The 23,469-nt window shown below is 65.2% G+C and carries 22 protein-coding genes; 13 read left to right on the top strand and 9 right to left on the bottom strand.

Features of this window, described 5'->3' with window-relative positions; translation table 11 throughout:
- Positions 1-4 precede the first annotated feature (4 nt).
- On the bottom strand, positions 5-718 hold the full coding sequence (locus V6U71_RS02625) for an extensin family protein (RefSeq protein WP_411340867.1): 714 nt from the start codon (positions 716-718) through the stop codon (positions 5-7).
- A 172-nt stretch (positions 719-890) separates the two neighbouring features.
- On the opposite strand from V6U71_RS02625, the gene V6U71_RS02620 reads away from it, so the two are divergent.
- From V6U71_RS02620 to V6U71_RS02610, 3 genes are all read left to right on the top strand, one after another.
- A complete protein-coding gene (locus V6U71_RS02620) occupies positions 891-2,018 on the top strand; it encodes a phosphoserine transaminase (protein WP_411340866.1) in 1,128 nt (375 codons plus the stop codon).
- Between the two features lie 84 nt (positions 2,019-2,102).
- Positions 2,103-3,689 carry a phosphoglycerate dehydrogenase gene (gene serA, locus V6U71_RS02615; protein WP_411340864.1) on the top strand — a complete coding sequence of 529 codons (1,587 nt, stop codon included), beginning with the start codon at positions 2,103-2,105 and terminating at the stop codon, positions 3,687-3,689.
- 56 nt (positions 3,690-3,745) lie between these two features.
- Complete coding sequence (locus V6U71_RS02610; RefSeq protein WP_411340863.1) at positions 3,746-4,861, top strand: ATP phosphoribosyltransferase regulatory subunit; 1,116 nt, start codon at positions 3,746-3,748, stop codon at positions 4,859-4,861.
- A 34-nt stretch (positions 4,862-4,895) separates the two neighbouring features.
- Here the strand turns inward: V6U71_RS02610 and V6U71_RS02605 are convergent, their stop codons facing one another.
- Positions 4,896-5,273 carry a DOPA 4,5-dioxygenase family protein gene (locus tag V6U71_RS02605; protein WP_411340862.1) on the bottom strand — a complete coding sequence of 126 codons (378 nt, stop codon included), beginning with the start codon at positions 5,271-5,273 and terminating at the stop codon, positions 4,896-4,898.
- A 173-nt stretch (positions 5,274-5,446) separates the two neighbouring features.
- Between V6U71_RS02605 and V6U71_RS02600 the strand changes: the two genes are divergently transcribed.
- From V6U71_RS02600 to V6U71_RS02585, 4 genes are read left to right on the top strand one after another with little or no spacing between them, the layout of a single operon-like run.
- A complete protein-coding gene (locus tag V6U71_RS02600; RefSeq protein ID WP_411340861.1) occupies positions 5,447-6,736 on the top strand; it encodes an adenylosuccinate synthase in 1,290 nt (429 codons plus the stop codon).
- Positions 6,737-6,783: 47 nt separating this feature from the next.
- Positions 6,784-7,383 carry a hypothetical protein gene (locus V6U71_RS02595; RefSeq protein WP_411340860.1) on the top strand — a complete coding sequence of 200 codons (600 nt, stop codon included), beginning with the start codon at positions 6,784-6,786 and terminating at the stop codon, positions 7,381-7,383.
- Entirely contained in the window at positions 7,380-7,892 is a 513-nt protein-coding gene (locus V6U71_RS02590) for a L,D-transpeptidase family protein (protein WP_411340859.1), read from the top strand. The genes V6U71_RS02595 and V6U71_RS02590 overlap by 4 nt, the downstream gene beginning before the upstream one ends.
- Before the next feature lie 50 nt (positions 7,893-7,942).
- The gene (locus V6U71_RS02585; RefSeq protein WP_411340858.1) at positions 7,943-8,533 is read left to right on the top strand and encodes an NADPH-dependent FMN reductase; all 591 of its coding nucleotides are present in this window, start codon (positions 7,943-7,945) and stop codon (positions 8,531-8,533) included.
- A gap of 262 nt (positions 8,534-8,795) precedes the next feature.
- Here the strand turns inward: V6U71_RS02585 and V6U71_RS02580 are convergent, their stop codons facing one another.
- A complete protein-coding gene (locus tag V6U71_RS02580; RefSeq protein WP_411340857.1) occupies positions 8,796-10,112 on the bottom strand; it encodes a spinster family MFS transporter in 1,317 nt (438 codons plus the stop codon).
- Positions 10,113-10,223: 111 nt separating this feature from the next.
- On the opposite strand from V6U71_RS02580, the gene V6U71_RS02575 reads away from it, so the two are divergent.
- A complete protein-coding gene (locus V6U71_RS02575; RefSeq protein ID WP_411340856.1) occupies positions 10,224-11,810 on the top strand; it encodes an amidase in 1,587 nt (528 codons plus the stop codon).
- A gap of 1 nt (position 11,811) precedes the next feature.
- Here V6U71_RS02575 and V6U71_RS02570 read toward each other — a convergent pair whose 3' ends face one another.
- Positions 11,812-12,291: a DUF2721 domain-containing protein gene (locus V6U71_RS02570; protein WP_411340855.1), complete on the bottom strand. Its 480-nt coding sequence runs from the start codon at positions 12,289-12,291 to the stop codon at positions 11,812-11,814.
- Positions 12,291-13,511 (bottom strand): LL-diaminopimelate aminotransferase, encoded by a 1,221-nt coding sequence (locus V6U71_RS02565; protein WP_411340854.1) that lies wholly within the window; start codon positions 13,509-13,511, stop codon positions 12,291-12,293. Before V6U71_RS02565 ends, V6U71_RS02570 begins: the two co-directional genes overlap by 1 nt.
- Positions 13,512-13,624: 113 nt before the next feature.
- Here V6U71_RS02565 and V6U71_RS02560 point away from each other — a divergent pair, with 113 nt between their 5' ends.
- From V6U71_RS02560 to clpS, 3 genes are all read left to right on the top strand, one after another.
- Positions 13,625-15,394 carry a PHA/PHB synthase family protein gene (locus V6U71_RS02560; RefSeq protein ID WP_411340853.1) on the top strand — a complete coding sequence of 590 codons (1,770 nt, stop codon included), beginning with the start codon at positions 13,625-13,627 and terminating at the stop codon, positions 15,392-15,394.
- Positions 15,395-15,516: 122 nt separating this feature from the next.
- Positions 15,517-16,257 carry a phasin family protein gene (locus tag V6U71_RS02555; RefSeq protein WP_411340852.1) on the top strand — a complete coding sequence of 247 codons (741 nt, stop codon included), beginning with the start codon at positions 15,517-15,519 and terminating at the stop codon, positions 16,255-16,257.
- A gap of 270 nt (positions 16,258-16,527) precedes the next feature.
- Positions 16,528-16,893 (top strand): ATP-dependent Clp protease adapter ClpS, encoded by a 366-nt coding sequence (gene clpS / locus V6U71_RS02550; RefSeq protein WP_411340851.1) that lies wholly within the window; start codon positions 16,528-16,530, stop codon positions 16,891-16,893.
- Positions 16,894-17,001: 108 nt separating this feature from the next.
- Here clpS and V6U71_RS02545 read toward each other — a convergent pair whose 3' ends face one another.
- On the bottom strand, positions 17,002-17,493 hold the full coding sequence (locus V6U71_RS02545) for a winged helix-turn-helix transcriptional regulator (RefSeq protein ID WP_411340850.1): 492 nt from the start codon (positions 17,491-17,493) through the stop codon (positions 17,002-17,004).
- Positions 17,494-17,572: 79 nt separating this feature from the next.
- On the opposite strand from V6U71_RS02545, the gene V6U71_RS02540 reads away from it, so the two are divergent.
- Positions 17,573-18,304, top strand: coding sequence for an SDR family oxidoreductase (locus tag V6U71_RS02540; RefSeq protein ID WP_411340849.1), 732 nt, complete (start codon positions 17,573-17,575; stop codon positions 18,302-18,304).
- Positions 18,301-18,912, top strand: a complete 612-nt coding sequence (locus tag V6U71_RS02535; RefSeq protein ID WP_411340848.1) for a 2-hydroxychromene-2-carboxylate isomerase — start codon at positions 18,301-18,303, stop codon at positions 18,910-18,912. Before V6U71_RS02540 ends, V6U71_RS02535 begins: the two co-directional genes overlap by 4 nt.
- On the opposite strand, the gene V6U71_RS02530 is transcribed toward V6U71_RS02535, so the two are convergent.
- The 3 genes from V6U71_RS02530 to V6U71_RS02520 all read right to left on the bottom strand — a co-directional run bounded on the left by V6U71_RS02530 (position 18,909) and on the right by V6U71_RS02520 (position 23,460).
- The gene (locus V6U71_RS02530) at positions 18,909-19,832 is read right to left on the bottom strand and encodes a DMT family transporter (protein ID WP_411340847.1); all 924 of its coding nucleotides are present in this window, start codon (positions 19,830-19,832) and stop codon (positions 18,909-18,911) included. The two genes, V6U71_RS02535 and V6U71_RS02530, sit on opposite strands and share 4 nt — an antisense overlap.
- Positions 19,833-19,950: 118 nt before the next feature.
- Positions 19,951-20,958 (bottom strand): DUF3011 domain-containing protein, encoded by a 1,008-nt coding sequence (locus V6U71_RS02525; protein ID WP_411340846.1) that lies wholly within the window; start codon positions 20,956-20,958, stop codon positions 19,951-19,953.
- A 399-nt stretch (positions 20,959-21,357) separates the two neighbouring features.
- Positions 21,358-23,460, bottom strand: coding sequence for a TonB-dependent siderophore receptor (locus V6U71_RS02520; protein ID WP_411340845.1), 2,103 nt, complete (start codon positions 23,458-23,460; stop codon positions 21,358-21,360).
- Between the last annotated feature and the right edge of the window lie 9 nt (positions 23,461-23,469).

The raw sequence follows: 23,469 nt of genomic DNA, 5'->3' as shown, positions 1-23,469 counted from the left end.
GCGTTTAGCGGCAGTAGCCGTTGCCGCTCATGTCGAGGTGGAAGTGGTTATAATGCGCCGCATTGTAATCGGGGCTCAGCACGGTGCCGAAGCGCCGGCACGCCGATTTGTGCAGCGCGCGGAGAAACTCCTGCGACGGCTTGTCGCCCTGCCAGCCGCCGTCGAGCATGACCCGCCGTCCGTCGGCAAGCACAAAGCCCGACACATCGACCGCGTTCGAATAGGCGTGCTGCGACAACCGGCCCGAGCGGCCGCCATAGATGTTGCGGCAGCTATAGGTGCCATAGGTCTCGATCTTGACGACCTCTTGTCCGAAATATTTCCGCGCCGCGGGGCGGACCGCATATTGCGCCCATGCCGCGAAATTGCGCGCGAGCGGACAGGTCATCGCGCCGAGGTTCGTGACCGGGGTGCCGATATCGAGCAGCTTCACCGAATCGATCGAGCTGCAGCCGCCGCCATGATCCTGGTTGGGCAGCGGCGTGAAACGCACCCCCGCCTGCTTGAGGTCGAACGCGCATTGCTGCGCCTCGGCACTGGTGAAGGAGGGCGTTCCTGTAACCTGCGGACGCTTGGGCGTGTTTGCACTGGCGCTCGCGTCCGGCCGCTTCCCGCGGTTGTTCTTCATCGCCTCGGGCGTTCCGAAACAGGCCGAAAGCGTCAGTGCCATGGTGGCTGCGACGAGCATCCGGGGCTGCAGGAAGGAAGGGATCGCCATGGGCGTCAATTTACCGACAATTTGGTTAACAGGCTGTAAACTATCTTCTCGCCTCGTCGCTAATTTCGCCCGGGCCGCGCATTTCATTTGACAGGCGGGCGCGCGACCCTAAAGGCGGCGCCGGGCCACGCGGTCCCAACGCCGCGCGAGCTCTCTGCAAGGAGAGACTATGATGAGTGAAGTGACGACGCCACAGGTGCGCCCGACGCGCCCCTATTTTTCTTCCGGTCCCTGTGCGAAGCCGCCGGGCTGGGATGCCTCCAAAATCGCTGTCGAATCGCTGGGCCGGTCGCACCGCGCCAAGATCGGCAAGACGCGCCTGCAATATTGCATCGACCTGATGCGCGAAATGCTGCAGCTCCCCGACACGCACCGCATCGGCATCGTTCCCGGCAGTGACACCGGCGCCTTCGAAATGGCGATGTGGACGATGCTCGGCGCCCGCCCCGTCACAACGCTGGCGTGGGAAAGCTTCGGCGAAGGCTGGGTCACCGATGCCGCCAAGCAGCTCAAGCTCGACCCCACCGTCATCCGCGCCGATTACGGCCAGCTTCCCGATCTGACCAAGGTCGACTGGTCGAACGACGTCCTCTTCACCTGGAACGGCACCACCTCGGGCGTCCGCGTCCCGAACGGCGACTGGATCGCCGCCGACCGCGAGGGCCTGAGCTTCGCCGACGCGACCAGCGCGGTGTTCGCTTACGACCTGCCATGGGACAAGATCGACGTCGCAACCTTCAGTTGGCAGAAGGTGCTCGGCGGCGAAGGTGGCCATGGCGTGCTGATCCTCGGCCCGCGCGCCGTCGAACGGCTCGAGAATTACACCCCCGCCTGGCCGCTGCCGAAGGTGTTCCGCCTCGTTTCGAAGGGCGCACTCGCCGAGGGCGTGTTCAAGGGCGAGACGATCAACACCCCCTCGATGCTCGCGGTCGAGGATGCGATCTTCGCGCTCGAATGGGCGAAGTCGCTCGGCGGTCTCGACGGGCTGAAGGCGCGCAGCGATGCGAACGCCGCCGCGCTCGACAAGATCGTCGCCGACCGCGACTGGCTGAGCCATCTCGCCGCCGATCCCGCCAGCCGCTCGAAGACCTCGGTCTGTCTGTCGGTCGCGGGCGCCGACGAGGGCTTCATCAAGAAGTTCGCGGGGCTGCTCGAAGCCGAGGGCACGGCTTACGACATCGCAGGCTATCGCGACGCGCCCCCGGGCCTCCGCATCTGGTGCGGCGCGACCGTCGACACCGCCGATGTGGAGGCGCTCGGGCCGTGGCTCGACTGGGCCTACGCCAGCCTTTCGGCCTGACCTTTGTGTTCCCCGGCGAAAGCCGGGGCCCATTTCCCCATTCCGCCACACATCCCGGTTATCGCCGGGATACGGAGACATAAAATGACCGCACCAAAAGTCCTCATCAGCGACAAGATGGACCCCAAAGCCGCCGCGATTTTCAAGGAACGCGGCATCGACGTCGACGTCATCACCGGCAAGACCAAGGACGAGCTGATCGCGATGATCGGCGACTATGACGGCCTCGCCATCCGCTCCGCCACGAAAGTCACCGCCGACGTCCTCGCCGCCGCAACGAACCTGAAAGTTGTCGGCCGCGCCGGGATCGGCGTCGACAATGTCGACATTCCCTCGGCGTCGAAGCAGGGCGTCATCGTGATGAACACCCCTTTCGGCAACAGCATCACGACCGCCGAACACGCGATCGCGATGATGTTCGCGCTCGCGCGCCAGGTTCCCGAAGCCAATACGCTGACGCAGGCGGGCAAATGGCCGAAGAACGACTTCATGGGGGTCGAACTGACGTCGAAGACGCTTGGCCTGATCGGCTGCGGCAACATCGGCAGCATCGTCGCCGAACGCGCCATCGGGCTGCGCATGAAGGTCATCGCCTTCGACCCCTTCCTGACCCCCGAGCGTGCGATCGAACTGGGCGTCGAGAAGGTCGAGCTCGATGGCCTCCTGACGCGCGCCGATTTCATCACGCTGCACACGCCGCTGACCGACCAGACGCGCAACATCCTGTCGAAGGAAAATCTCGCGAAGACCAAGCCGGGCGTGCGGATCATCAACTGCGCGCGCGGCGGACTGGTCGACGAGGCGGCACTCAAGGAGGCGCTCGATTCGGGCCATGTCGCGGGCGCCGCGCTCGACGTCTTCGCATCCGAACCGCCGGCTGCCGATCATCCGTTGTTCGGCACGCCGAACTTCATCTGCACGCCGCATCTCGGCGCGTCGACCGACGAGGCGCAGGTCAATGTCGCCATCCAGGTGGCCGAACAGATTTCGGATTATCTGCTGACCGGCGGGATCACCAACGCGCTCAACGTCCCCAGCCTGTCGGCCGAAGAGGCGCCGAAGCTCCGCCCCTACATGGAGCTCGCCGAAAAACTCGGCAGCCTGATCGGCCAGCTTGCGCACGACAATCTGACGACGATCTCGATCGAAGCCGAGGGTGCCGCCGCCGAACTCAACCTGAAGCCGATCACCGCCGCGGTGCTCACGGGTCTCATGCGCCGCTACTCGGACAGCGTGAACATGGTCAACGCGCCGCATCTCGCGCGTGAACGCGGCCTCGACGTCCGCGAAGTGCGCCACGACCGCGAGGGCGATTACCACACGCTCGTCCGCGTCACCGTCGCCACCGAAGCGGGCGACCGCTCGGTCGCCGGCACGCTGTTCGGCAATAACGAGCCACGCCTCGTCGAGATGTTCGGGATCAAGGTCGAGGCCGATCTCGACGGCCATATGCTCTATATCGTCAACGAGGACGCGCCGGGCTTCATCGGCCGCATCGGCACCGCACTCGGCGAAGCCGGGCTCAACATCGGCACCTTCCACCTCGGCCGCCGCGCCGCGGGCGGCGAAGCGGTGCTGCTGCTCAGCCTCGATTCGCCGATGCCCGAGCCGCTGCTCTGGCAGCTTTGCCAGCTTCCCGGCGTAAAAACGGTGAAGGGCCTCAAGTTCTGACCCGTTGCGGCGGGAGCGGTTGAAACGCTCCCGCCACCCGCCTAAGGCCGCATGCGATGACCAAGGCCCCTGCCCTGCTGCCCGAAGGCCTCCGCGACCGCCTGCCCGCGCAGGCCGAGGCCACCTCGCGCGTCACCCGCGCGCTCGTCGATGCGATGCGCGCGCACGGCTATGGCCGTGTCTCGCCGCCGCTCGCCGAGTTTCGCGAGACGCTCGGCGGCGACGACGACCGGCTGACGCGCGATCTCCTCCGCTTCACCGATCCTGTATCGCAGCGCACTCTCGCGCTGCGTCCCGACATCACGCGGCAGGTCGGCCGCATCGCGACCTCGCTGCTCGCCGGCGCGCCGCGCCCGCTGCGGCTCTGCTATGCCGGGCAGGTCGTCAAGCTGCGCGCCAGCCAGCTCCGCCCGGCGCGCGAGATGCTGCAAGTCGGCGCCGAACTGATCGGCAGCGACAGCGTCGCTGCGGCGCGCGAGATCGTGACCGTCGCGATCGACGCGCTCGATGCCGCCGGGATCGGCCCGGTGACGATCGATTTCACCCTGCCCGACGTCGTCGAACTGCTGGCGAACGGCCCCCTTCCCGTCGCCGTTCCCGTCGAGGAGTTGCAGGGCGAGCTCGATGCCAAGGACGCCGGCGCGCTCTCCCGGCTCGGTGCCGAAGCCTATCTGCCGCTGCTGCGTGCCACAGGGCCGTTCGATCAGGCGATTGCCGAGCTGCGCGCCTTCGATACCACCGGCGTGCTCGACGCGCGCATCGACGCGCTTGAAGCGATTGCGGCGCCGATCCGCGGCCGCGCCACGCTGACGCTCGACCCGACCGAGCGTCATGGCTTCGCCTATCAAAGCTGGTTCGGCTTCTCGATCTTCGTTCCCGGACAGGGCGACATCATTGGCCGCGGCGGCAGCTATGCCATCCCGGTCGGCGAAGACCGCGAACAGGCTGCAGTCGGTTTCTCGCTCTACCCCGACCCGCTGATCGACGAAGGACTGGGCGGCGAGGACGATGCCGAACGCCGCATCTTCCTGCCGCTGGGCCATGACGCGGCGATTGCGGCGGGGCTACGCGCCGACGGGTGGCAGACGGTGGCGGCGCTGTCCGACGCCGACGACGCACGCATGCTCAGCTGCGGCTTCACGCTTGGCCCCGACGGGCCGGTCGAAGCGTAAACAGCCTTCCCCGGCGCGAGCCGGGCCTGCTCGCTCAGAAATCCGAAACGCCGAAACGCGGGATCCCCTGATTGACGCCCGGCGGATCGAGCACCGTCACATCGAGTTCGACCGGCTCGCCGATCCAGTGCGCCAGCGTCGTATGATCGGCGAGGTCGTCGTCGGTCAGCGGATGGACCAGCGCCCGAAGCGCCGTCGCCTCGATCGCCGCCGTTACCGCGGAAATCGATTCGGCCAGAAAATGCACCTCATATTGCGCGATCGGATGCGGTCCGACGCCGGCGTCGGTCATCTGCCCGACGAACAATATCGCGGGGTCGCGCCCGAAACGCTCGCGCAAATCCTCGGCAGCGCGGCGTTCGTCCGCATCATAATAGATATGGGCGTGATAGGGGGCAGCGGCATCGGTCATGGCTTATGCTTTCGCGCATTTTTGGCGCCACCGCCAGACCCCGCATGCGCCGGTACAATATCGCCGGAATATGACAAAACCGTACCGTCACGCTTGCCTCTGCGGCGAAATCCGCTAAGGCCGCGCCGGGCCAGCACCGCGTGATTCAAGGCCCGGTTCAGCAGGACAGCATCATGGCAAATGTTACCGTCATCGGGTCGCAATGGGGCGACGAGGGCAAGGGCAAGATCGTCGACTGGCTCGCCAGCCGTGCCGACGCCGTGGTCCGGTTCCAGGGCGGTCACAACGCCGGTCATACGCTTGTCGTCGGCAACCAGACCTACAAGCTGTCGCTGCTCCCGTCGGGCATCGTCACCGGCACGCTGTCGATCATCGGCAACGGCGTCGTGCTCGACCCGTGGGCGCTGCGCGACGAGATCACCAAGCTGCGCGGGCAGGGCGTTGCCATCAACCCCGAAAATTTCGCGATTGCTGACAATTGCCCGCTGATCCTGCCCTTCCATCGCGACCTCGACGCGCTGCGCGAAACCGCCGCGGGTGCGGGCAAGATCGGCACCACCGGCCGCGGCATCGGCCCCGCTTATGAGGACAAGGTCGGCCGCCGCGCGATCCGCGTTTGCGACCTTGCCCATCTCGACAAGCTCGATCCGCAGATCGACCGCCTGACCGCGCACCACGACGCGCTGCGCGCCGGTTTCGGCGAACCGCCGATCGACCGCGAACGGCTGAAGGCCGATCTCGCCGAGATCGCCGACTATGTGCTCGAATATGCGCAGCCGGTGTGGAAGCGCCTGAAAAAGGTGCGCAAGGCGGGCGCGCGCATATTGTTCGAGGGCGCGCAGGGCGTGCTGCTCGACGTCGATCACGGCACCTATCCCTTCGTCACCAGCTCGAACACCGTCAGCGGCACCGCCGCGTCGGGTTCGGGACTCGGTCCGTCGGCGGTCGGCTTCGTGCTCGGGATCGCCAAGGCCTATACGACCCGCGTCGGCAGCGGCCCCTTCCCGACCGAACTCGAGGACGAGATCGGTCAGAAGCTCGGCGAGCGCGGACATGAATTCGGCACCGTCACCGGGCGCAAGCGCCGTTGCGGCTGGTTCGATGCGGTGCTCGTGCGGCAGAGCTGTGCGGTATCGGGCGTCACCGGCATCGCGCTGACCAAGCTCGACGTGCTCGACGGCTTCGACACGATCCGCATCTGCACCGGCTATCGGCTGCGCGGCAAGATTCTCGACTATTTCCCCGCGCACGCCGCCGATCAGGCCGAGGTCGAGCCGATCTACGAGGAAATGGACGGCTGGCAGGAAACGACCGCGGGCGCGCGCAGCTATGCCGACCTGCCCGCGCAGGCGGTCAAATATATCCAGCGCGTGCAGGAACTGATCGAAACCCCGATCGCCCTCGTGTCGACCAGCCCCGAGCGCGAGGACACGATCCTGATCCGCGACCCGTTCAGCGACTAGGCGACGCGCGCGGGCGCGCTATACTCGCCCTCCCGCGGGAGGGTGCAATGGCGACACGCAAGACCGGCTGGAACGAAGGCGCGACGCTGCTGATCGTGCTGATGGCGGCGCTGGTCGTCATGAGCGCCCTCGTCCTCAGCCTCGCCGGCACCGGCGTCGACGGCATCCGGATGCTGATCCGCGCAACCGCGCGCAGCTCGCTGCTGCTGTTCATCGCCGCCTTCACCGCCAGCGCATCGGTCCGGCTGTGGCCCGCGCCCATGACGCGCTGGACGATCCGCAACCGGCGCTGGATCGGGCTCGGCTTCGCCTTTTCGCACCTTGTCCACCTGATCGCGATCCTGTGGCTCTTCGGCACGCATGACGGCCAGCCGCCACCGCCGGTCACGACGCTCGTCGGCGGCGGCATCGCCTATGTCTTCATCGCGCTGCTCGCCGCGACCTCGTTCGATGGCGCGGTCCGGAAGCTCGGCGCGCGGAACTGGAAGCGTCTGCATACCGCGGGCGTCTGGTATATCTGGCTGATCTTCATGGTCAGCTACGGCGGCCGCGCCGCGGTCGATCCCTTCTATTGGCCGCCGGCGCTGTTGCTGATCGCGGCGGCAGGCCTGCGTATCGCCGCAAAGCGCAGGAAGGCGGCGACATGATCCGGCGCAGCATATGGGCCGGCCTCTCGCTGCTGACGCTTGCCGCCTGTGGATCGGCGAGTTCGCAACCGCCGCCGCTTGCCGCCGGCACCAAGGCCGACCGCCTGCTCGTCGACAAAAGCGACCGCATCCTGATCGCCTATCGCGGCGACCGCGAAATCTTACGTTATACGAGCATCCGCTTCGGCGACGCACCCACCGGCCACAAGCGGTTCGAGGGCGACGAACGCACGCCCGAAGGCCGATACACGATCGACGGCCGCAACGGTGCCAGCCGCTACCATCTCTCGCTCCGCATCTCCTATCCCGATGCCACCGACCGCGCCTATGCCAAGGCGCGCGGGCGCTCGCCGGGTGGCGACATCTTCATCCACGGCCAGCCCAACAGATGGCCCGGCCCGCCGATCGCGCGCGATTGGACCGACGGCTGCATCGCGCTGTCGAATGCCGAGATCAGACAGCTTTGGGATATCGTCCCCGATGGGACGCCGATCACCATCCGTCCCTAGGTCAGGACCCCAGGCTTCCGTTTTCGCGCCCGCCGTGGCAGCAAGCAGGCATGAGCCGCAACATCCTCGTCTTCTACGGAAGCTATCGCCGCGACCGGCAGGGCATCAAGCTCGCCCGCTGGATCGTAAAATCCTTAAGCGCGCGCGGCGACAGCGCCGAACTGATCGATGCGAAAGCCGTCGACCTGCCGATGCTCGACCGCCGCTTCAGCGATTATGCCGAGGGCGAAGCGCCGCCGGCGATGGCGGAGCTTGCCGCACACATCGCCGCCGCCGACGGCTTCGTCTTCGTCGCAGGCGAATATAATGGCGGGCTGCAACCGGGACTCAAGAATCTCGCCGACCATTTCCTCCCCGAATATGGCTGGCGCCCAGCGGCGATCGCTTCCTATTCGGCGGGCCCCTTTGCGGGGATCAAGGCGGCGACCGCCTGGCGCGGCACCCTCGCGGTGATGGGCATGGTCGTCACCGCGACCGGGCTGTCGCTGGCCCGCATCGGCGGCGCCTTCGATACCGAAGGCCAGCCGGCGGGCGAAGACGGCGGCCGGCTGGCCAAGGCCTTTCCGCGCTTTGCCGACGATCTCGGCTGGTGGATCGACGCCGCAAAGGCGCAGCGCGAAAAGGTCGCGCCGCCCTTTTAGGGTCCGTACTCAATTACAGCGCCGTCGAGGCGTCCAAATGGCAAACATATCGGGCCGAAAGACGCGCCGGGAAGGCTGGTTGCCTTTCCAAGCGATTTTCGGCCCGAGATGGAAGCCATTTGGACGTCCCGAAGGGATTTGATCAAAATGGCCCATTGCTTCGTCGAGAAGTCTCGAAATATCGACATATGTCTTCGCCTTCTCTCCTCGCACTGAGCCATTTTGCTTCAAACCTCGACGGCGCTGTAATTGAGTACGGACCCTAGCCCGATTTCAGCTCGGCATTGAGGCGCAGGCTCGCGCGCCAGAAGAAGAAGGCGGGGATCAGCCCGAGCCACGCGGCGCCATAGAGCACCCAGCGCACGCTTTCCTGCCCGGCCACCGGCTGCAAGGCGTCGGACATCACCCCGAACAGGAAAGGTCCGAGCCCGAGCCCGATCAGATTCTGCCCGAACAGCATGATCGACGCCGCGACCGCGCGGGCACGCGGCTGCACCAGCCCCTGCACACAGCCATAGGCCGGGCCGTAATAGGCATTGTTGACGATGCTCGGCACGACGAGCAGCGCCATCGCGACCAGCCAATGCTCCATATAATAGCCGAGGAACAGAATCGGCGCGACGATCGCCATGCCGACGGCGGGGAAAGTCAGGATATGCCGCTTGTCGCGCGCGCCATATTTGTCGGCGAGCTTGCCGCCGAGCCAGGTGCCGAGCGCCGCCGCCAGCCCCAACACGACCGCCATCGACAGCCCGGCCTCGGTCGTCGACAGCCCGTGGCTGCGGATGAAAAAGCTGATCGTCCACAGCCCCTTGCCATAACCGAGAAAGGCAGTGACCGAGGCGGCGATCAGGATATAGACGAAGGCACGCGACGCGAAGATTTCGCGCAGCGCCTCGCGCGTCGACAGCGGCGCCGCTGTATTGGCCGTCGCAGCGGTTTCCGCCGCGCGGAGGTGCCGCGGCTCGCGCATCACGAACAGCACGACGAGCGCCAGCAACAGCCCCGGCGCTCCGACGAGCATCAGCGCCGCGCGCCAGCCATAAAGGTCGTTGACGACGCCGCCGATGATCAGCCCGAGCAGAGATCCGACCGGCACGCCCAGCCCGTAGAAAGCGATCGCCGACGACCGCTTTTCGGGGGCGACGCTGTCGGCGATCAGCGAATGGGCGGCGGGCGTGCAGCCCGCCTCGCCAATGCCGACGCCGATGCGGGCGAGCAGGAGCTGGACGAAATTCTGCGCCAGCCCGCACACCGCGGTCATCGCCGACCAGATCGCCAGCGACAGCGCGATCAGCCGCACGCGGTTGGTCCCGTCCTTGTCGGCATAACGCGCGATCGGAATACCGAGCAGCGCATAGAAGACCGCGAAGGCCGGGCCCGCGAGCAGGCCCAGTTCGGTATCCGACAGCCCGAGGTCGCGCTTGATCGGCTCGGCAAGGATATTGACGATCTGCCGGTCGAGGAAATTGAAGATATAGACGACGAGCAGGAGCCACAGCATCGTCCGCGTGTGCGCGGCGACGCCATCGGTCGGCGGCGCGCCGATACCCTGAGCCAAGGCAGGCTTTTCGTTCATCCGTCTCTCCCGGGGCCATGGGTGCAGGCGATGACACCCGGTGTCAACGTCGCGCCGGCGCCCGGAAAATCACCGCTTGCAATTGCCGCTACGGCTGCCAGCCTCGCCGCCATGCAAAAAATTTCGCTGCTCGCCGCTGCCGCCCTGCTCGCGATCGCTCCCGCAGCCCCGACCGCCGCGATGCCACCGCCGCTTCCCGACGTCGAGGGCAAGGATGCCGCGATGCTGCAGTCGGAAATGGAGACCGGCTGGCTGTACGAGGGGCTGGTCGGCGACGTTTATCTCGACCGGCTCGGGCGGCTCGACGATTATGGACCGAAGCTGGACGCCGTCATCGCGACCTTTTCCTTCGCCGACGTCGGGGTCGAAACAAAGCGGCTGTACGAGGAACGCAAGGCGGGCAAGCTGCGCGGTCCGCTCCACGGCATCCCGGTCCTGATCAAGGACAATATCGAGGTCGCGGGTCTTCCGACCACCGCCGGTTCGCTCGCGCTCAAGGACAATATGACAGGCCGCGATGCGTTCATCGTCACCCGGCTGCGCGATGCGGGCGCGGTCATCCTCGGCAAGACGAACCTCAGCGAATGGGCGAACATCCGTTCGGACAAATCGACCAGCGGCTGGAGCGCGGTCGGCGGGCTCACCAAAAATCCCCACGCGCTCGATCGCAACGCGTGCGGCTCGTCATCGGGCAGCGCCGCGGCTGTTGCCGCCAGCCTCGCCCCGCTCGCGATCGGTACCGAAACCGACGGCTCGATCACCTGCCCCGCCGCGGTCAACGGCGTCGTCGGCTTCAAACCAAGCGTCGGACTGGTCAGCCGCGGCTTCATCGTGCCGATCAGTCACAGTCAGGATACCGCCGGGCCGATCACGCTGACCGTAGGCGATGCCGCGGCGGTGATGAATGCGATCGCCGGCAGCGATCCCGCCGACCCGGCGACGGCCGAAGCCGACGCGCGCAAGGCCGATTATGTCGCGGCGCTGTCGCCCGGCGCGTTGAAGGGCAAGCGCATCGGCGTGCTGCGCGACCGCGTCGGCGACCGGGCCGATATCGCCGCGCTGTTCGACGCGGCGCTGGCGCAGATGAGTGCGCTCGGCGCAACGGTCGTCGAGATCCGCGACAGCCGCAGCGGGCAGGAGGAGCTGGGCAAGGCCGAACTCGACGTCCTGATGACCGAACTCAAGGCGGATCTGAACGCCTATCTTGCGGCGCTGCCGCACGCGAATGGCCCCAAGAGCCTCGCCGACGTCATCGCGTTCAACAAGGCGCATCCCGAAGAATTGCAATGGTTCGATCAGGCCTTGTTCGAGCTCGCCGAAACCAAAGCCGGCCTCGACGATCCCGCTTATCTTGAGGCGAAGGCAACCGCGCTGCGACTGGCGGGCGCCGAGGGCATCGACCGGTTGCTGAAGACCCACAATGTCGATCTGCTGCTAGGCGTCACCAACGGTCCTGCGTGGGTGAGCGATCTCGAAAAGGGCGACGCCTATGACGGCCCGAGCGTCAGCCAGATGCCCGCCGTCGCCGGCTACCCCCACCTGACGGTGCCGATGGGACTGGTCGATGGGCTCCCGATCGGGCTGTCCTTCATCGGCGCCAAATGGAGCGATGCCGACATATTGGCGGCGGGCTATGCCTATGAACAGGCGAGCCGGAAACGGGTCGCGCCGACCTATCGCGCCGTCACGACGCCCTAGGCTATTTTCCGCCCCGCCGCCGCTGCCAGCCCAGTTCCTCGAGCTCGAGCAGTTCCATCGGCACATGGATGGTGCGGATCGCGAGCCGTACCTCGACAAGGAACAGGATCAGCGAAGTCAGCAGAAGCAGCATCGCCACGGTAAACGCCCAGGCGGAGGCACGGCCGAGATTGAAGCCGGCGACCTCCTGCGCGAAAAGCAGCGCGACGAGCAGGCAGACGACGATCCCGCACGCGACCGCCGCGAGGATCGAATTGTTGATGATCGCCATGCGCCGGTCGGCGGTGCGTAGTTCCGCCACGATGCGCTCATGCTCGGCGCCTTCGGTCTCGGACCAGCGCTCGATCAACGTCCGCGAACGGTCGACGACGCGCGCCAGCCGTCCGGCGATGACGTTGAGCAGGCTGCCGGTCGCCACCAGCAGGAACACTGGCGTGACCGACAACTGGATCGTCTGCGCGATCGCGCTTGCCGAGGACATTACCCCCCGCCGCCGGCCGCGACCGATGGCGTGTTGACGCCGTGCATCGCGAGGAACTTGCGCACGTTGCGCGCCGCCTGACGAATGCGCTGCTCGTTCTCGACCATCGCGATGCGGACATAGCCTTCGCCGTCCTCGCCATAACCGACGCCAGGGGCGACCGCGACCTTGGCATGGGTCAGGAGCTGCTTCGAGAATTCGAGGCTGCCCATTTCCTTGAGCGCGGGGGGCAGCGGGGCCCAGGCGAACATCGACGCCTTGGGGCTCGGGATGTCCCAGCCGGCGCGACCGAAGCTTTCGACCATCACGTCGCGGCGCTTCTGGTAAAGCTCGCGGTTCTTCGCGACAATGTCCTGCGGCCCGTTGAGCGCCGCGCACGCCGCCGCCTGAATCGGGGTGAAGGCGCCATAATCGAGGTAGGATTTGACGCGCGTCATCGCCGCGATCAGCCGCTTGTTGCCGACCGCAAAGCCCATGCGCCAGCCCGCCATCGAATAGGTTTTCGACATCGAGGTGAACTCGACCGCGACATCCTTCGCGCCCGGCACCTGCAGGATCGAAGGGGTCGGGTTGCCGTCGTAATAAAGCTCCGAATAAGCCAGGTCCGACAGCACCCAGACCTTGTTCTCTTTCGCCCAGGCGACAAGCCGTTCGTAAAAGGCGAGATCGACCGATTCCGCCGTTGGGTTCGACGGATAGTTGACGACGAGGATCGACGGCCGCGGCACGGTGAACGCCATCGCGCGGTCGAGCGCGCGCCAGTAATTTTCGTCGGGCGTCGTCGGAACGCTGCGGATCGTCGCCCCGGCGATGATGAAGCCGAAGGTGTGAATGGGATAGCTGGGGTTCGGCGCGAGCACGACGTCGCCGGGACCGGTAATCGCGGTCGCGAGGCTGGCGAGCCCTTCCTTCGACCCCATCGTCACCACGACCTCGCTCTCGGGATCGAGCTCGACGTTGAAGCGGCGCGCATAATAGTTCGCCTGCGCCTTGCGAAGGCCCGGAATGCCCTTCGACTGCGAATAGCCGTGCGCGTCGGGCTTCATCGCGACTTCGCAGAGCTTCTCGATCACATGCGCGGGCGGCGGCAGGTCGGGGTTGCCCATCCCCAGGTCGATGATGTCCTCTCCCGCGGCGCGGGCGGCCGCACGCATCGCATTGACTTCGGCGATGACATAGGGCGGCAGGCGCTTGATGCGATAGAATTCATCTTCGGACATGGGAAACTAGAACAACTCCTTTGCGTTTATGAACAGAAGCGCGAACGGCTTCTCGCCAGTCGCGCCAAGCCTTGTTATAGAGATTCTATCGGTACTGGCCAGCGGGAACGAGCATGAACGAAGCAGACAAGGGTGATACGACCGAAGCTTCCAATCCCTTCCTGCCCTCGCCCGAAGACATACAGCATTGGGCCAGCGTGATGGGCCGCGCGCAGCAGATGATGCTCGAATATGCGCTGGGTCAGGCGAACCAGGGCAACAGCGCCGCCGCCAGCCTGTTCGACCCGGCGAGCTGGCTGCAGAACCCGACGACGCAGGCGTGGGCCGAACAATCGGCGCAGATGTGGGAACAGGGCGCACGCTTCTGGACCTCGCTCGCCACCTTGCAGCCCTTCACCCCCGCCGCCGAAGCGTCGAAGGACAAAAGGTTCGCCGACCCCGACTGGACCGGCAATCCGGTCTTCGCGATGATCCGCCAGACCTATGGCATGCTGTCCGAGCAATTGCTCACGACGACGCGCCAGATGCAGGGCCTCGACGAGGCGGCCCGCGCGAAGCTGGAGTTCGCGGCGAAGAATATGGCCGAGGCGCTGTCGCCGACCAACCTTGCTCTCACCAATCCCGAAGTGATCCGGCGCGCGGTCGAAACGCGCGGCGAGAGCCTGCTCAAGGGGCTCAAACATATGCTGAGCGACCTGTCGCGCGGGCAGCTCAGCCATGTCGACCCCGATGCGTTCGAGGTCGGGGTCAATATCGCGACGACCCCGGGCAAGGTGATCCACGAAACCCCGCTCTACCAGCTCATCCACTACGCCCCGACGACAAAGGAGGTCTTCGACGTCCCGCTCGTCATCTTCCCGCCGTGGATCAACCGCTTCTATATCCTCGACCTCAACCCCGCGAAAAGCTTCGTCGCGTGGGCGGTCGAACAGGGGCTTTCGGTGTTCATGGTGTCGTGGAAATCGGCCGACGCGTCGATGAAGGACGTCACCTGGGACGATTATGTCGCGGCGCAGGTCGATGCGATCGACACCGTCCGCGCGCTGCTCGACGTCCCCGCGGTCCACACGATCGGCTATTGCGTCGCCGGCACGACGCTCGCCGCGACGCTCGCGATGCTCTCCGCGAAGGGCGAGGCGGACAAGGTCAAGTCGGTGACCTTCTTTACCGCACAGGTCGATTTCGAGCGCGCCGGCGAGCTCAAGATGTTCGTCGACGACAGCTATCTATCGTTGCTGCAACAGCTCTCGGCGCCGGGCTATCTCGACGGGCGTTACATGGCCGCGACCTTCAACTCCTTACGCGGCCGCGACCTCATCTGGAATTATGTCGTCAGCAATTATCTGCTCGGCAACGACTATCCGCCCTTCGACCTGCTCTATTGGAACGGCGACACGACCAACCTGCCCGCGACTTGGCACCGCCAGTATCTGGTAGATCTGTACCGCGACAACCGGCTGGTCGTCCCGAACAGCCTGTCGGTGTGCGGCACGCCGATCGACCTCCGCAAGATCGAGGTTCCCGCCTATATCCAGGCCGGACGCGACGATCATATCGCACCGCTGGCGAGCGTGTGGCGGCTGATGGACAATCTGTCGGGTCCGAAAACCTTCCTGCTCGCCGGATCGGGGCACATCGCAGGTGTCGTCAACCCGCCCGCTGCCGGCAAATATCAATATTGGACCGGCGACAATGCTGCATCGTCGCTCGAAGCGTTCGAGGCCGGCGCGGTCGAGACCAAAGGCAGTTGGTGGCCGCACTGGATCGGCTGGATCGCCGGGCAAGACGGCAAAAAAATCGCCGCAAAGGGTGCCCGCATTCCCGGAAAGGGCACCAAAAAGGCGATCGAGGATGCCCCCGGCCGCTATGTCAAACAGCGGTAATATCGGCGAAATATAAGGTTCGGGCGATCGGGGCCACAGCCATTTTTGTGCACTGCACAAAAACTCTTGAAATTCCCGATCCACTCCTATATTGTGCACTGCAACATAAAGGAGTTGTCCCGATGGCTACCAAGTTGGATAGTGCCGAAAAGGCTTTCGAAGCCGCGACGCTGGATACCGCTGCCGCTCCCGTGGCTGCTCCTGCCGCTCCGGTCGTTGCTGCCCCGGCAGCCGAAAAGATCGAAGCGCCCGCAAAGACCAAGACCGTCGTGGCGAAGGCCAAGCCGGTCCAAAAGAAAGCCGCAAAGCCGGCAGCAAAGAAGGCCGCTCCCAAGAAGGCGGCCGCAAAGACCATCGCCCCCAAGACAAAGGCCGCGCCGAAGCCGGTCGCCGCCGCCACCAAAGGACTGAAGACCATGAACGACACCGTCAAGAAGTTCGCCGAAGATGCGAAGACCCGCGCCGAAGCGCTAACCGCCGACTTCAACGAAAAGGCGAAGGAAGCTTTCGCCAAGTCGAGCAAGCTCGCCGAAGAAGCCGTCGAATTCAACAAGGCGAACATCGAAGCGCTGGTTGAATCGGGCAAGATCGCTGCCAAGGGCATCGAAACGCTCGGCCAGGAAGGCGTGACCTTCGCCCGCAAGAGCTTCGAAGACACGACCGCCGCGCTGAAGGGCTACACCGCCGTCAAGTCGCCGGCCGAATTCTTCAAGCTCTATGCCGAAAACAGCAAGAAGGCGTTCGACGCCGCCGTTGCGCAGACCTCGAAGACCAGCGAACTCGTCGTCAAGCTGACGAACGACAGCTTCGCGCCGATCTCGAACCGCGTTTCGGTCATCAGCTCGAAGATGAAGGCAGCCTAAGGGCCTTCATTTTCCACCGCCGGCGCGGGCACTCTCCCCTCCTCCCCGCCCGCGCAGGCAAACCAGGACCGCTCGCAGCCTTTACGGATGCGGGCGGTTCCTGTTTTTTGGAGTATCGTCGCCCCCGCGAAGGCGGGGGCCGTTGTCGGCCTGTCACGGCCTTGCAGTTTAAGGCTGCCAGCGGCCCCCGCCTTCGCGGGGGCGACGAAAAGGGGGTTAATGATGCCCCGCCCTCTTGCGAATCCGCTTCGGCGTGCGATATTCTGGTTCATGATGTTTCCCGCTTCGATCTCCCATCCGGCCCGTGCCATGGCCGACAAGGACGATGGCTCGCCCGGCACCCCGGGTGTCGGCATCGCGACGCGTACCCGCGCAAAGGCGAAAAAGCCTTCGATGTACAAGGTGCTGCTGCTCAACGACGACTATACGCCGATGGAATTCGTCGTGATGGTGCTGCAGCGCTTTTTCAACATGGACATCGAACAGGCAACGCAGGTGATGCTCCACGTCCACCAGCAGGGCGTCGGCGTGTGCGGCGTGTTCAGCTATGAAGTTGCGGAGACCAAGGTCAATCAGGTGATGGACGCCGCACGGCAGAACCAGCACCCGCTCCAGTGCACGCTCGAAAAGGCGTAATCCAATCTCATTCCGTCATCCCGGCGAAGGCCGGGATCACGCCGCTGCGTGTTGATGTGGGCGCGAGATCCCGGCCTTCGCCGGGATGACGACCGATATCATAGATCGTCACCCTCCCCGCGCCGCCTGTTCGGCCCTGAGCGCCGCCGACGGCTCGCCTTTCAGATCGCCGTAACGCAGAGGTTCGCCGCAGCCGGGGCAGACGGTCGACGTGCCGACATCGGCGCCGCAGGCGCGATGAAAATAGCGCACGGCCGGCCCCGATCCGGTCTCTCCCTCCTCATAGGCCCAGCGTTCGGCCCAATTGCGCATCGCATAGAGGACATCGAACAGGTCCTTGCCCTTGGCGGTCAGCCGATATTCGTAACGCGGCGGGCGATCCTGATAGGCATGGCGTTCGGCCACCCCTTCCGCCACCAACAGCTTGAGCCGCGCCGAGACGAGTTGCGGGCCGAGACCGGTGTTCGCCGCGATCGCCTCGAACCGCCGCTTGCCGAAAAACAGATCGCGCAGGATCAGCAACACCGCGCGGTCGCCGAGCAGTTCGGCAGACCGCCCGACAGGGCAGAATGTATCCGACAGATCGGCGCGTTTGGGCATGGGTTCACTCAACGATGCAAATTTACTCTTGTCACTATGTTTATCATAGTTACTATCGGCGGCAAGAGGAGAGTCGCTTATGCCCACCCCCGCAGCCGTGATCATCGGAGCCGGCGACGCAACCGGCGGCGCCATCGCGCGCGCCTTCGCCGCCGAAGGCCTCACCGCGTGCGTCAACCGGCGCGAACGGAACGCCGACGCGCTCGAAACGCTGGCGCAGTCGATCCGCGACGAGGGGCACAAGGCACGCGCCTTCCCCGCCGATGCCCGCGACGAAGAGGCGATGATCGCGCTGTTCGATCGGGTCGAGGCCGAGGTCGGCCCGGTCGAGGTCGCGGTGTTCAACATCGGCGCCAATGTGAACTTCCCGATCGGCGATACCACCGTCCGCGTCTACACCAAGGTCTGGGAAATGGCGTGCCTCGGCGGTTTCCTGATGGGCCGCGAAGCCGCGAAGCGCATGGCGCCGCGCGGCCGCGGCACGATCCTTTTCACCGGCGCGACAGCGTCCTTGCGCGGCGGCGCCGGCTTTTCCGCCTTCTCGGGCGCCAAGGGCGCCTTGCGCATGCTCGCCCAGTCGATGGCGCGCGAATTGGGCCCGCAGGGCATCCATGTGGCGCACACGATCATCGACGGCGCGATCGACACCGAATTCATCAAGGGCCGCCATCCCGACTTCGACAAGGCCAAGGCGCAGGACCTGATCCTCAATCCCGACGCCATCGCCGCCAATTATGTGATGCTCCACAAGCAGCCGAAAAGCGCTTGGACGCACGAACTCGACCTCCGCCCCTGGGGAGAAAAATGGTGACCGAAAGCCCGAAAAAGACACTCGAACTCATCTTCGATTTCGGCAGCCCGAACGCCTATCTGACGCTGCGGGTACTGCCCGAACTGCTCGACCGCACCGGCGCTGACCTCATGATAACCCCGTGCCTGCTCGGCGGGATCTTCAAGGCGACGGGCAACAAGGCGCCGATGATCCAATATGCCGAAGCGCCGGCGAAGCTCGCCTATGAGCATCTCGAAATGCGGCGCTTCATCGAAAAACACGGCCTGACGAAATTCCGCCTCAACCCGCATTTTCCGGTGAATACGCTGCTGATCATGCGCGGCGCGATCGTCGCGGCGGACGAAGGCGTGCTCGACGATTATGTCGACGCGGTGAACCGCGCGATGTGGGAAGAGGGGCTCAAGATGGACGACCCGCAAGTCGTCGCAACCTTCCTCTCGGAAAACGGCTTCGACAGCCCGGCGCTGCTGACGCGGACGCAGGAACCGGAGATCAAGGCGAAGCTCGTCGCCAACACCGAAGCTGCGGTCGCACGCGGCGTGTTCGGCATCCCGACTTTCTTCGTCGGCGACGAGATGTTCTTCGGCAAAGACCGGCTGGCACAGGTCGAAGCGGCGCTCGGCTAGCCCTGCTCGGCTGGCTGCGTCGCCCGACCCGCGACCCAGATGCCCGCGACGATCAGCGCCAGCCCGGCGACATGGAACAGGTGCAGCGTCTCGCCGAGGAAAAGCATCGCCAGCCCCGCGCCCATCAGCGGCATGACGTTCATATACTGGCCGGTCGCCGCCGACCCGATCAACTCGATCCCGCGGTTGAAGAAGAGATAGGCGAGGAACGACGGAAAAACAGAAACATAGGCGATCGCAAGCGTGCTCTCGGGTACCGCGACGATCCGCTTCCCCGACCACAGCTCGATCGCATAAACGGGCGCGATCACGACGATCCCGACGATGATCGAGGCGGCGAGAAAGCTCAGCGGATGCACGGCCGGGCGCCGCCGGAGCAGCACCGAATAGAGCGCCCAGAGCAGCACCGCGCCGCCGATGATCGCATCGCCGATATTGAGTTGCAGCGCGATCAGCAACGCCGGGTCGCCGCGCCCGACGATCGCCAGCACCCCGGCCAGCGACACCAGCACGCCGGCGACCTGACGCGGACTCGTCCGGTCACGCATCACCAGCGCTCCGACGATCAGGATCAGCGCCGGCTGCGCCGACTGGATCAGCATCGAATTGAGCGCGGTCGTGCTCTGCAAACCGGTGTAGAGCAGGATATTGAACGACCCGATCGCCAGCGCCCCGAGGATCGCGACGATCGGCCAGTTTGCCCGCAGCACCGGCCAGTCGCGCTTCAGATGCGGCCACGCCAGCGGCAGCAACAGCAACAGCGCGAAGGTCCAGCGCCAGAAGGACAGCGCCGCAGGCGGGACGAGTTCGCGCGCCGCGCGCCCGACGATCGAATTGCCTGCCCAGAACAGCGCGGTGAAGGTCAGCAGCGCATAGGCCCGCGACCAGAGCGCCGTCAGCGGCCCGCCATCGTTCGTCATTCGCATCGTTTCCCGTTCGCGCCGCAGGGCGTCAGCCCGCTCTTTCACGGCCCGGCGGAAATATGCAACCGGCGTGGGAAGGGACCGGCACAGACGCCGGCCCCTTCCGCCACGTCGCCTAGCTGAAATCGAGCTGGATGATCTGGCTCGGCGTCGCGCGGCAATACATTTCGATCGAGCGCGCGCCGTCGGGATAGGTGGCGGTCATCGCCGCACGAATGCGCCAGCCGCCATTGCCTTGCTCGAGGTTGACGAGCCGGTCGTACGTCAGCCGCGACCCGCCCGTCGCCCCGATCTGCCGCGCCGCGTCGTTCATGCAATTTCGAACCGACGGGCGCGCCGCGCTCGGCAGGCTATCGAGGTTGGCGCTCAACGTCGCCGGCGGACCCGCAGGATAGGTCACGGGCTCGGTTGCCGTGGTCTCCTCGCCCGTCGGCGTCTTCTTTTTCTTGCTGAGCAACAGCGCAAGCAAGCCGCCCGCGACCACGGCGCCACCGATGATCAGCCCGGTGCTCGGCCCCTTGTCCTTGTCCTTCTCGGGCGGCCGCACATTGCGATAGCCATAGCCGAATTCAGCGCGGCAGCCGTTGTTCACCCAGACGTAGGAGGCGGTATAGCCCCATTGCCGGCCCGCATTGCAACGCCCGCCAAGCCGCCGCGTCAATTCGACGCGGTCGTTCGTCGCGACATTGCATTGCTCGTAGCGGTTGCTGCGCGATTCGCAGCGGATCGTGCCGGCATAGTCGCCGACCGGTTGCGGCAACGGCACCGGATAGCCGCCACCGCCGCCATAATTATAGCCATAGCCGAATTCGGCGCGGCAGCCGCCCGACACCCAAATTTGCGACGCAGTGAAACCCCAGTCGCGCCCCTTCGAGCAACGGCCCCCGATCACACGGATCAGGTCGACGCGGTTGCCGGTGCGCACGTTGCAGCGCTGGATCTTGTTGTTCCGCGATTCGCAGCGGAGCGTCCCGGCATAATTGTCGCCGGGCCGCGGCGGCTGGATCTGCGGGCCGCCCGGGGGCGGATAAGGAAGGGTAGTGACTTGGGCCAACGCCGGCGTAGCGAGCTGTGTAGCAATCAGCGAAGCGGTCGTGACGACCGTGAGAACCGGATTCCGCATGTCTTTGCCCCTGCTGTTGAAAGATCGATCCGTTTTGCCCTGTCTTTTCCGTACTGTCGTCTTGCTCCCGAATATTGACACCGATGTTTCCACGTTTCGCGGGGCAAAGCCATCGCAAAAATGCCGCCGGATAGCGTGAGATCGCCAAGATCAGAGGGTGCGCGGCACCTTAGAAGCGCCTCGACAGGCTGAGGCGCCAACTCCGCGGTTCGCCGGGGGTGACGCGGTCGACGCAGCAACTGTCGGGGAAGTAGCGCTTGTCGAACAGGTTGTTGACGTTGAGGCGGATCGTCCAGTCGCGATAGCCTTAGGAAAGGCCGGCGTCGAACAGCGCCATAGCCGGGGCCGAGCCCGACGCGGCGAACGCCGGCGCCAGACAGGTCCCGCCGCCGGCCACCATCAGAAACGATAGCCGACAGTGCCCATCACGTTGCGCGGCGCGCCCATGAAACAATCGCCGCGCGCAAGGCAGGACGCGAAATATTTGTTGTTGAGCAGGTTCGTGGCGTTGACCGCAAAGCGCCAGTTGTTCCAATTGATCTCGGCCAGCACGTCGACCGTCGTGCGCGACGGCGTGACGATCGACCAGACGGGGCTCGTCGAGACGCTCTTGCCGCTATAGACGACACCGGCGCCCAGCCGTAGCTGCGCTTCGTCAACGAGCCCGAAGGTCTTGGTCGACCAGAGCGACGCCGTGTGCCGCGGCATATAGTCCAGGCTGGTATTCGTTTCGGACTTGAGCTTCGCATAGCCGTAATTCGCCAGCAGTTCGAAATTGCCGGGCAGCGTGTGGCTGGCCTCGATCTCGAAGCCCTTGGTATCGAGCACGCCCGACTGGGTGGTGCCGCCGGCGGCGAGATAGAGGACGCGGTTGCGTTCCTTGATCTTGAAGGCGGTCGCGGTGACGAGCGTGTTCGGCGTCGGCTGCCACTTCACGCCGGCTTCATATTGGGTGCCGGTCTGCGGGCGGTAGGGGTCGCCGAAGGTGCCGTCGACATTCTCGATGCGGCCGGCGACCGGCAGGAAGCTTTCGGTATAGCTGAAGAAGGGCGAGAAGCCCGCCCCGATCTCGCCGATAATGCCGGCGCGGAAGGTCGTCGCATTGTCGGTCTGGCCCGAGGAGCCGGTGACGCGGTCGCGGCGGGCGCCCAGGACGACCGAGACGCGGTCGTAGAATCGGATCTGATCCTGGACGTAGATTCCGAGTTGCTTCTGCGATTCGTTGGAGAAGGGGCCGCTGGGATCGTATGTCAGCAGCGCGTCGGTATCGATGTCGTAGAGGTCGGTGATCTCGTAACCGCCGGCATAGCGTTTGCGCACTTTGTTCCAGCTATAGTCGAGGCCGACGAGCAGCTTATGTTCGATGTTTGCGCCGGTATTGAAGTTGAACTGGAAGTTGTTGTCGGTCGAGAAGACGTTCATCCGCGCGTCGCTGGCGTCGGCATAGAGACCGATCGTGCGGCCGTCCGCGGCGAAGGGGTTTTCGGGGTTGCTGTAGCTGTCGGTATAGTGGGTGAAATATTCGAGGTCGCTGTCGATATAGCGCGCCTTGAGGCTGAGCTTGATCGAGTCCGAGAAGCTGTGGGTGATCGACCCGCCGCCCTGGATCGAGCGGCCGTTATAGCGGTCCCAGCCCGGCTTGCCGACGAAGGTATACATGCCGAGCCTGCCTTCGGGATAGGCGGTGTTCGGGCGGAAGGTCCCGACGATCGGCAGGAACTGCGATGTCGAACCGGTATCGTCCTCCTGATAGAGACCGGTCAGCACGACGTCGGTGTCGGGCGTCGGCTGCCAGCGGATCGAGGGCGCGAACATCACCCGGTCGTCGGGGACATGATCGACATAGGTGTCGGCGTCGCGCACACGGCCGACGAGGCGGACGGCGAGCGTGTCGGACGCGGCGAGATTGACGTCGGCGAGCACTTCCTTGCGATCATCGCTGCCATAGACGAGGCTGATTTCGCCGCGCGTGGTGAAATCCGGCGTCTTGCTGACGAGATTGACGAGCCCGCCGATCGACCCCTGCCCGAACAGCACCGAGGCCGGGCCGCGCACGATTTCGACGCGCGAGAAATTATAGGGGTCCGAGGTGATCGAGGCATAATAGGAGAAGATGTCGCGCATGCCGTCGCGGAACTGCAGCGCATCGAGGCCGCGGACGTTGAAGCCGTCGACGCGGGTATCGCGGCCATAGGGATTGGCAAGAACGCCGGCGGCATATTTCACCGTATCGCTGATGCTGATCGCGCCCTGCGCCTGATATTGCTCGGCGGTGACGATCTTGATCGGCTGCGGCAATTCGGTCAGCGCGGTTTCGGTCTTGGTGCCGGTATAGCCCGTGACGACGATCGTCTCCTCGCCGCCGGCATAAGCATCGGCTTCAGCGGCGGTGTCGGCAGCCGCCGACGCGGCATTGTCCGCGCCCTCGCCTGCCCATGCCGGATTGACCGAACAAGCAAGCATGGACGCCCCGCAAAGCATGATCATTCGGACAGTCATCATATTCACCCT

The organism is Sphingopyxis sp. J-6, from assembly GCF_046603995.1.
Taxonomy (GTDB): domain Bacteria; phylum Pseudomonadota; class Alphaproteobacteria; order Sphingomonadales; family Sphingomonadaceae; genus Sphingopyxis.
This window is presented reverse-complemented; position numbering and strand designations above follow the sequence as displayed.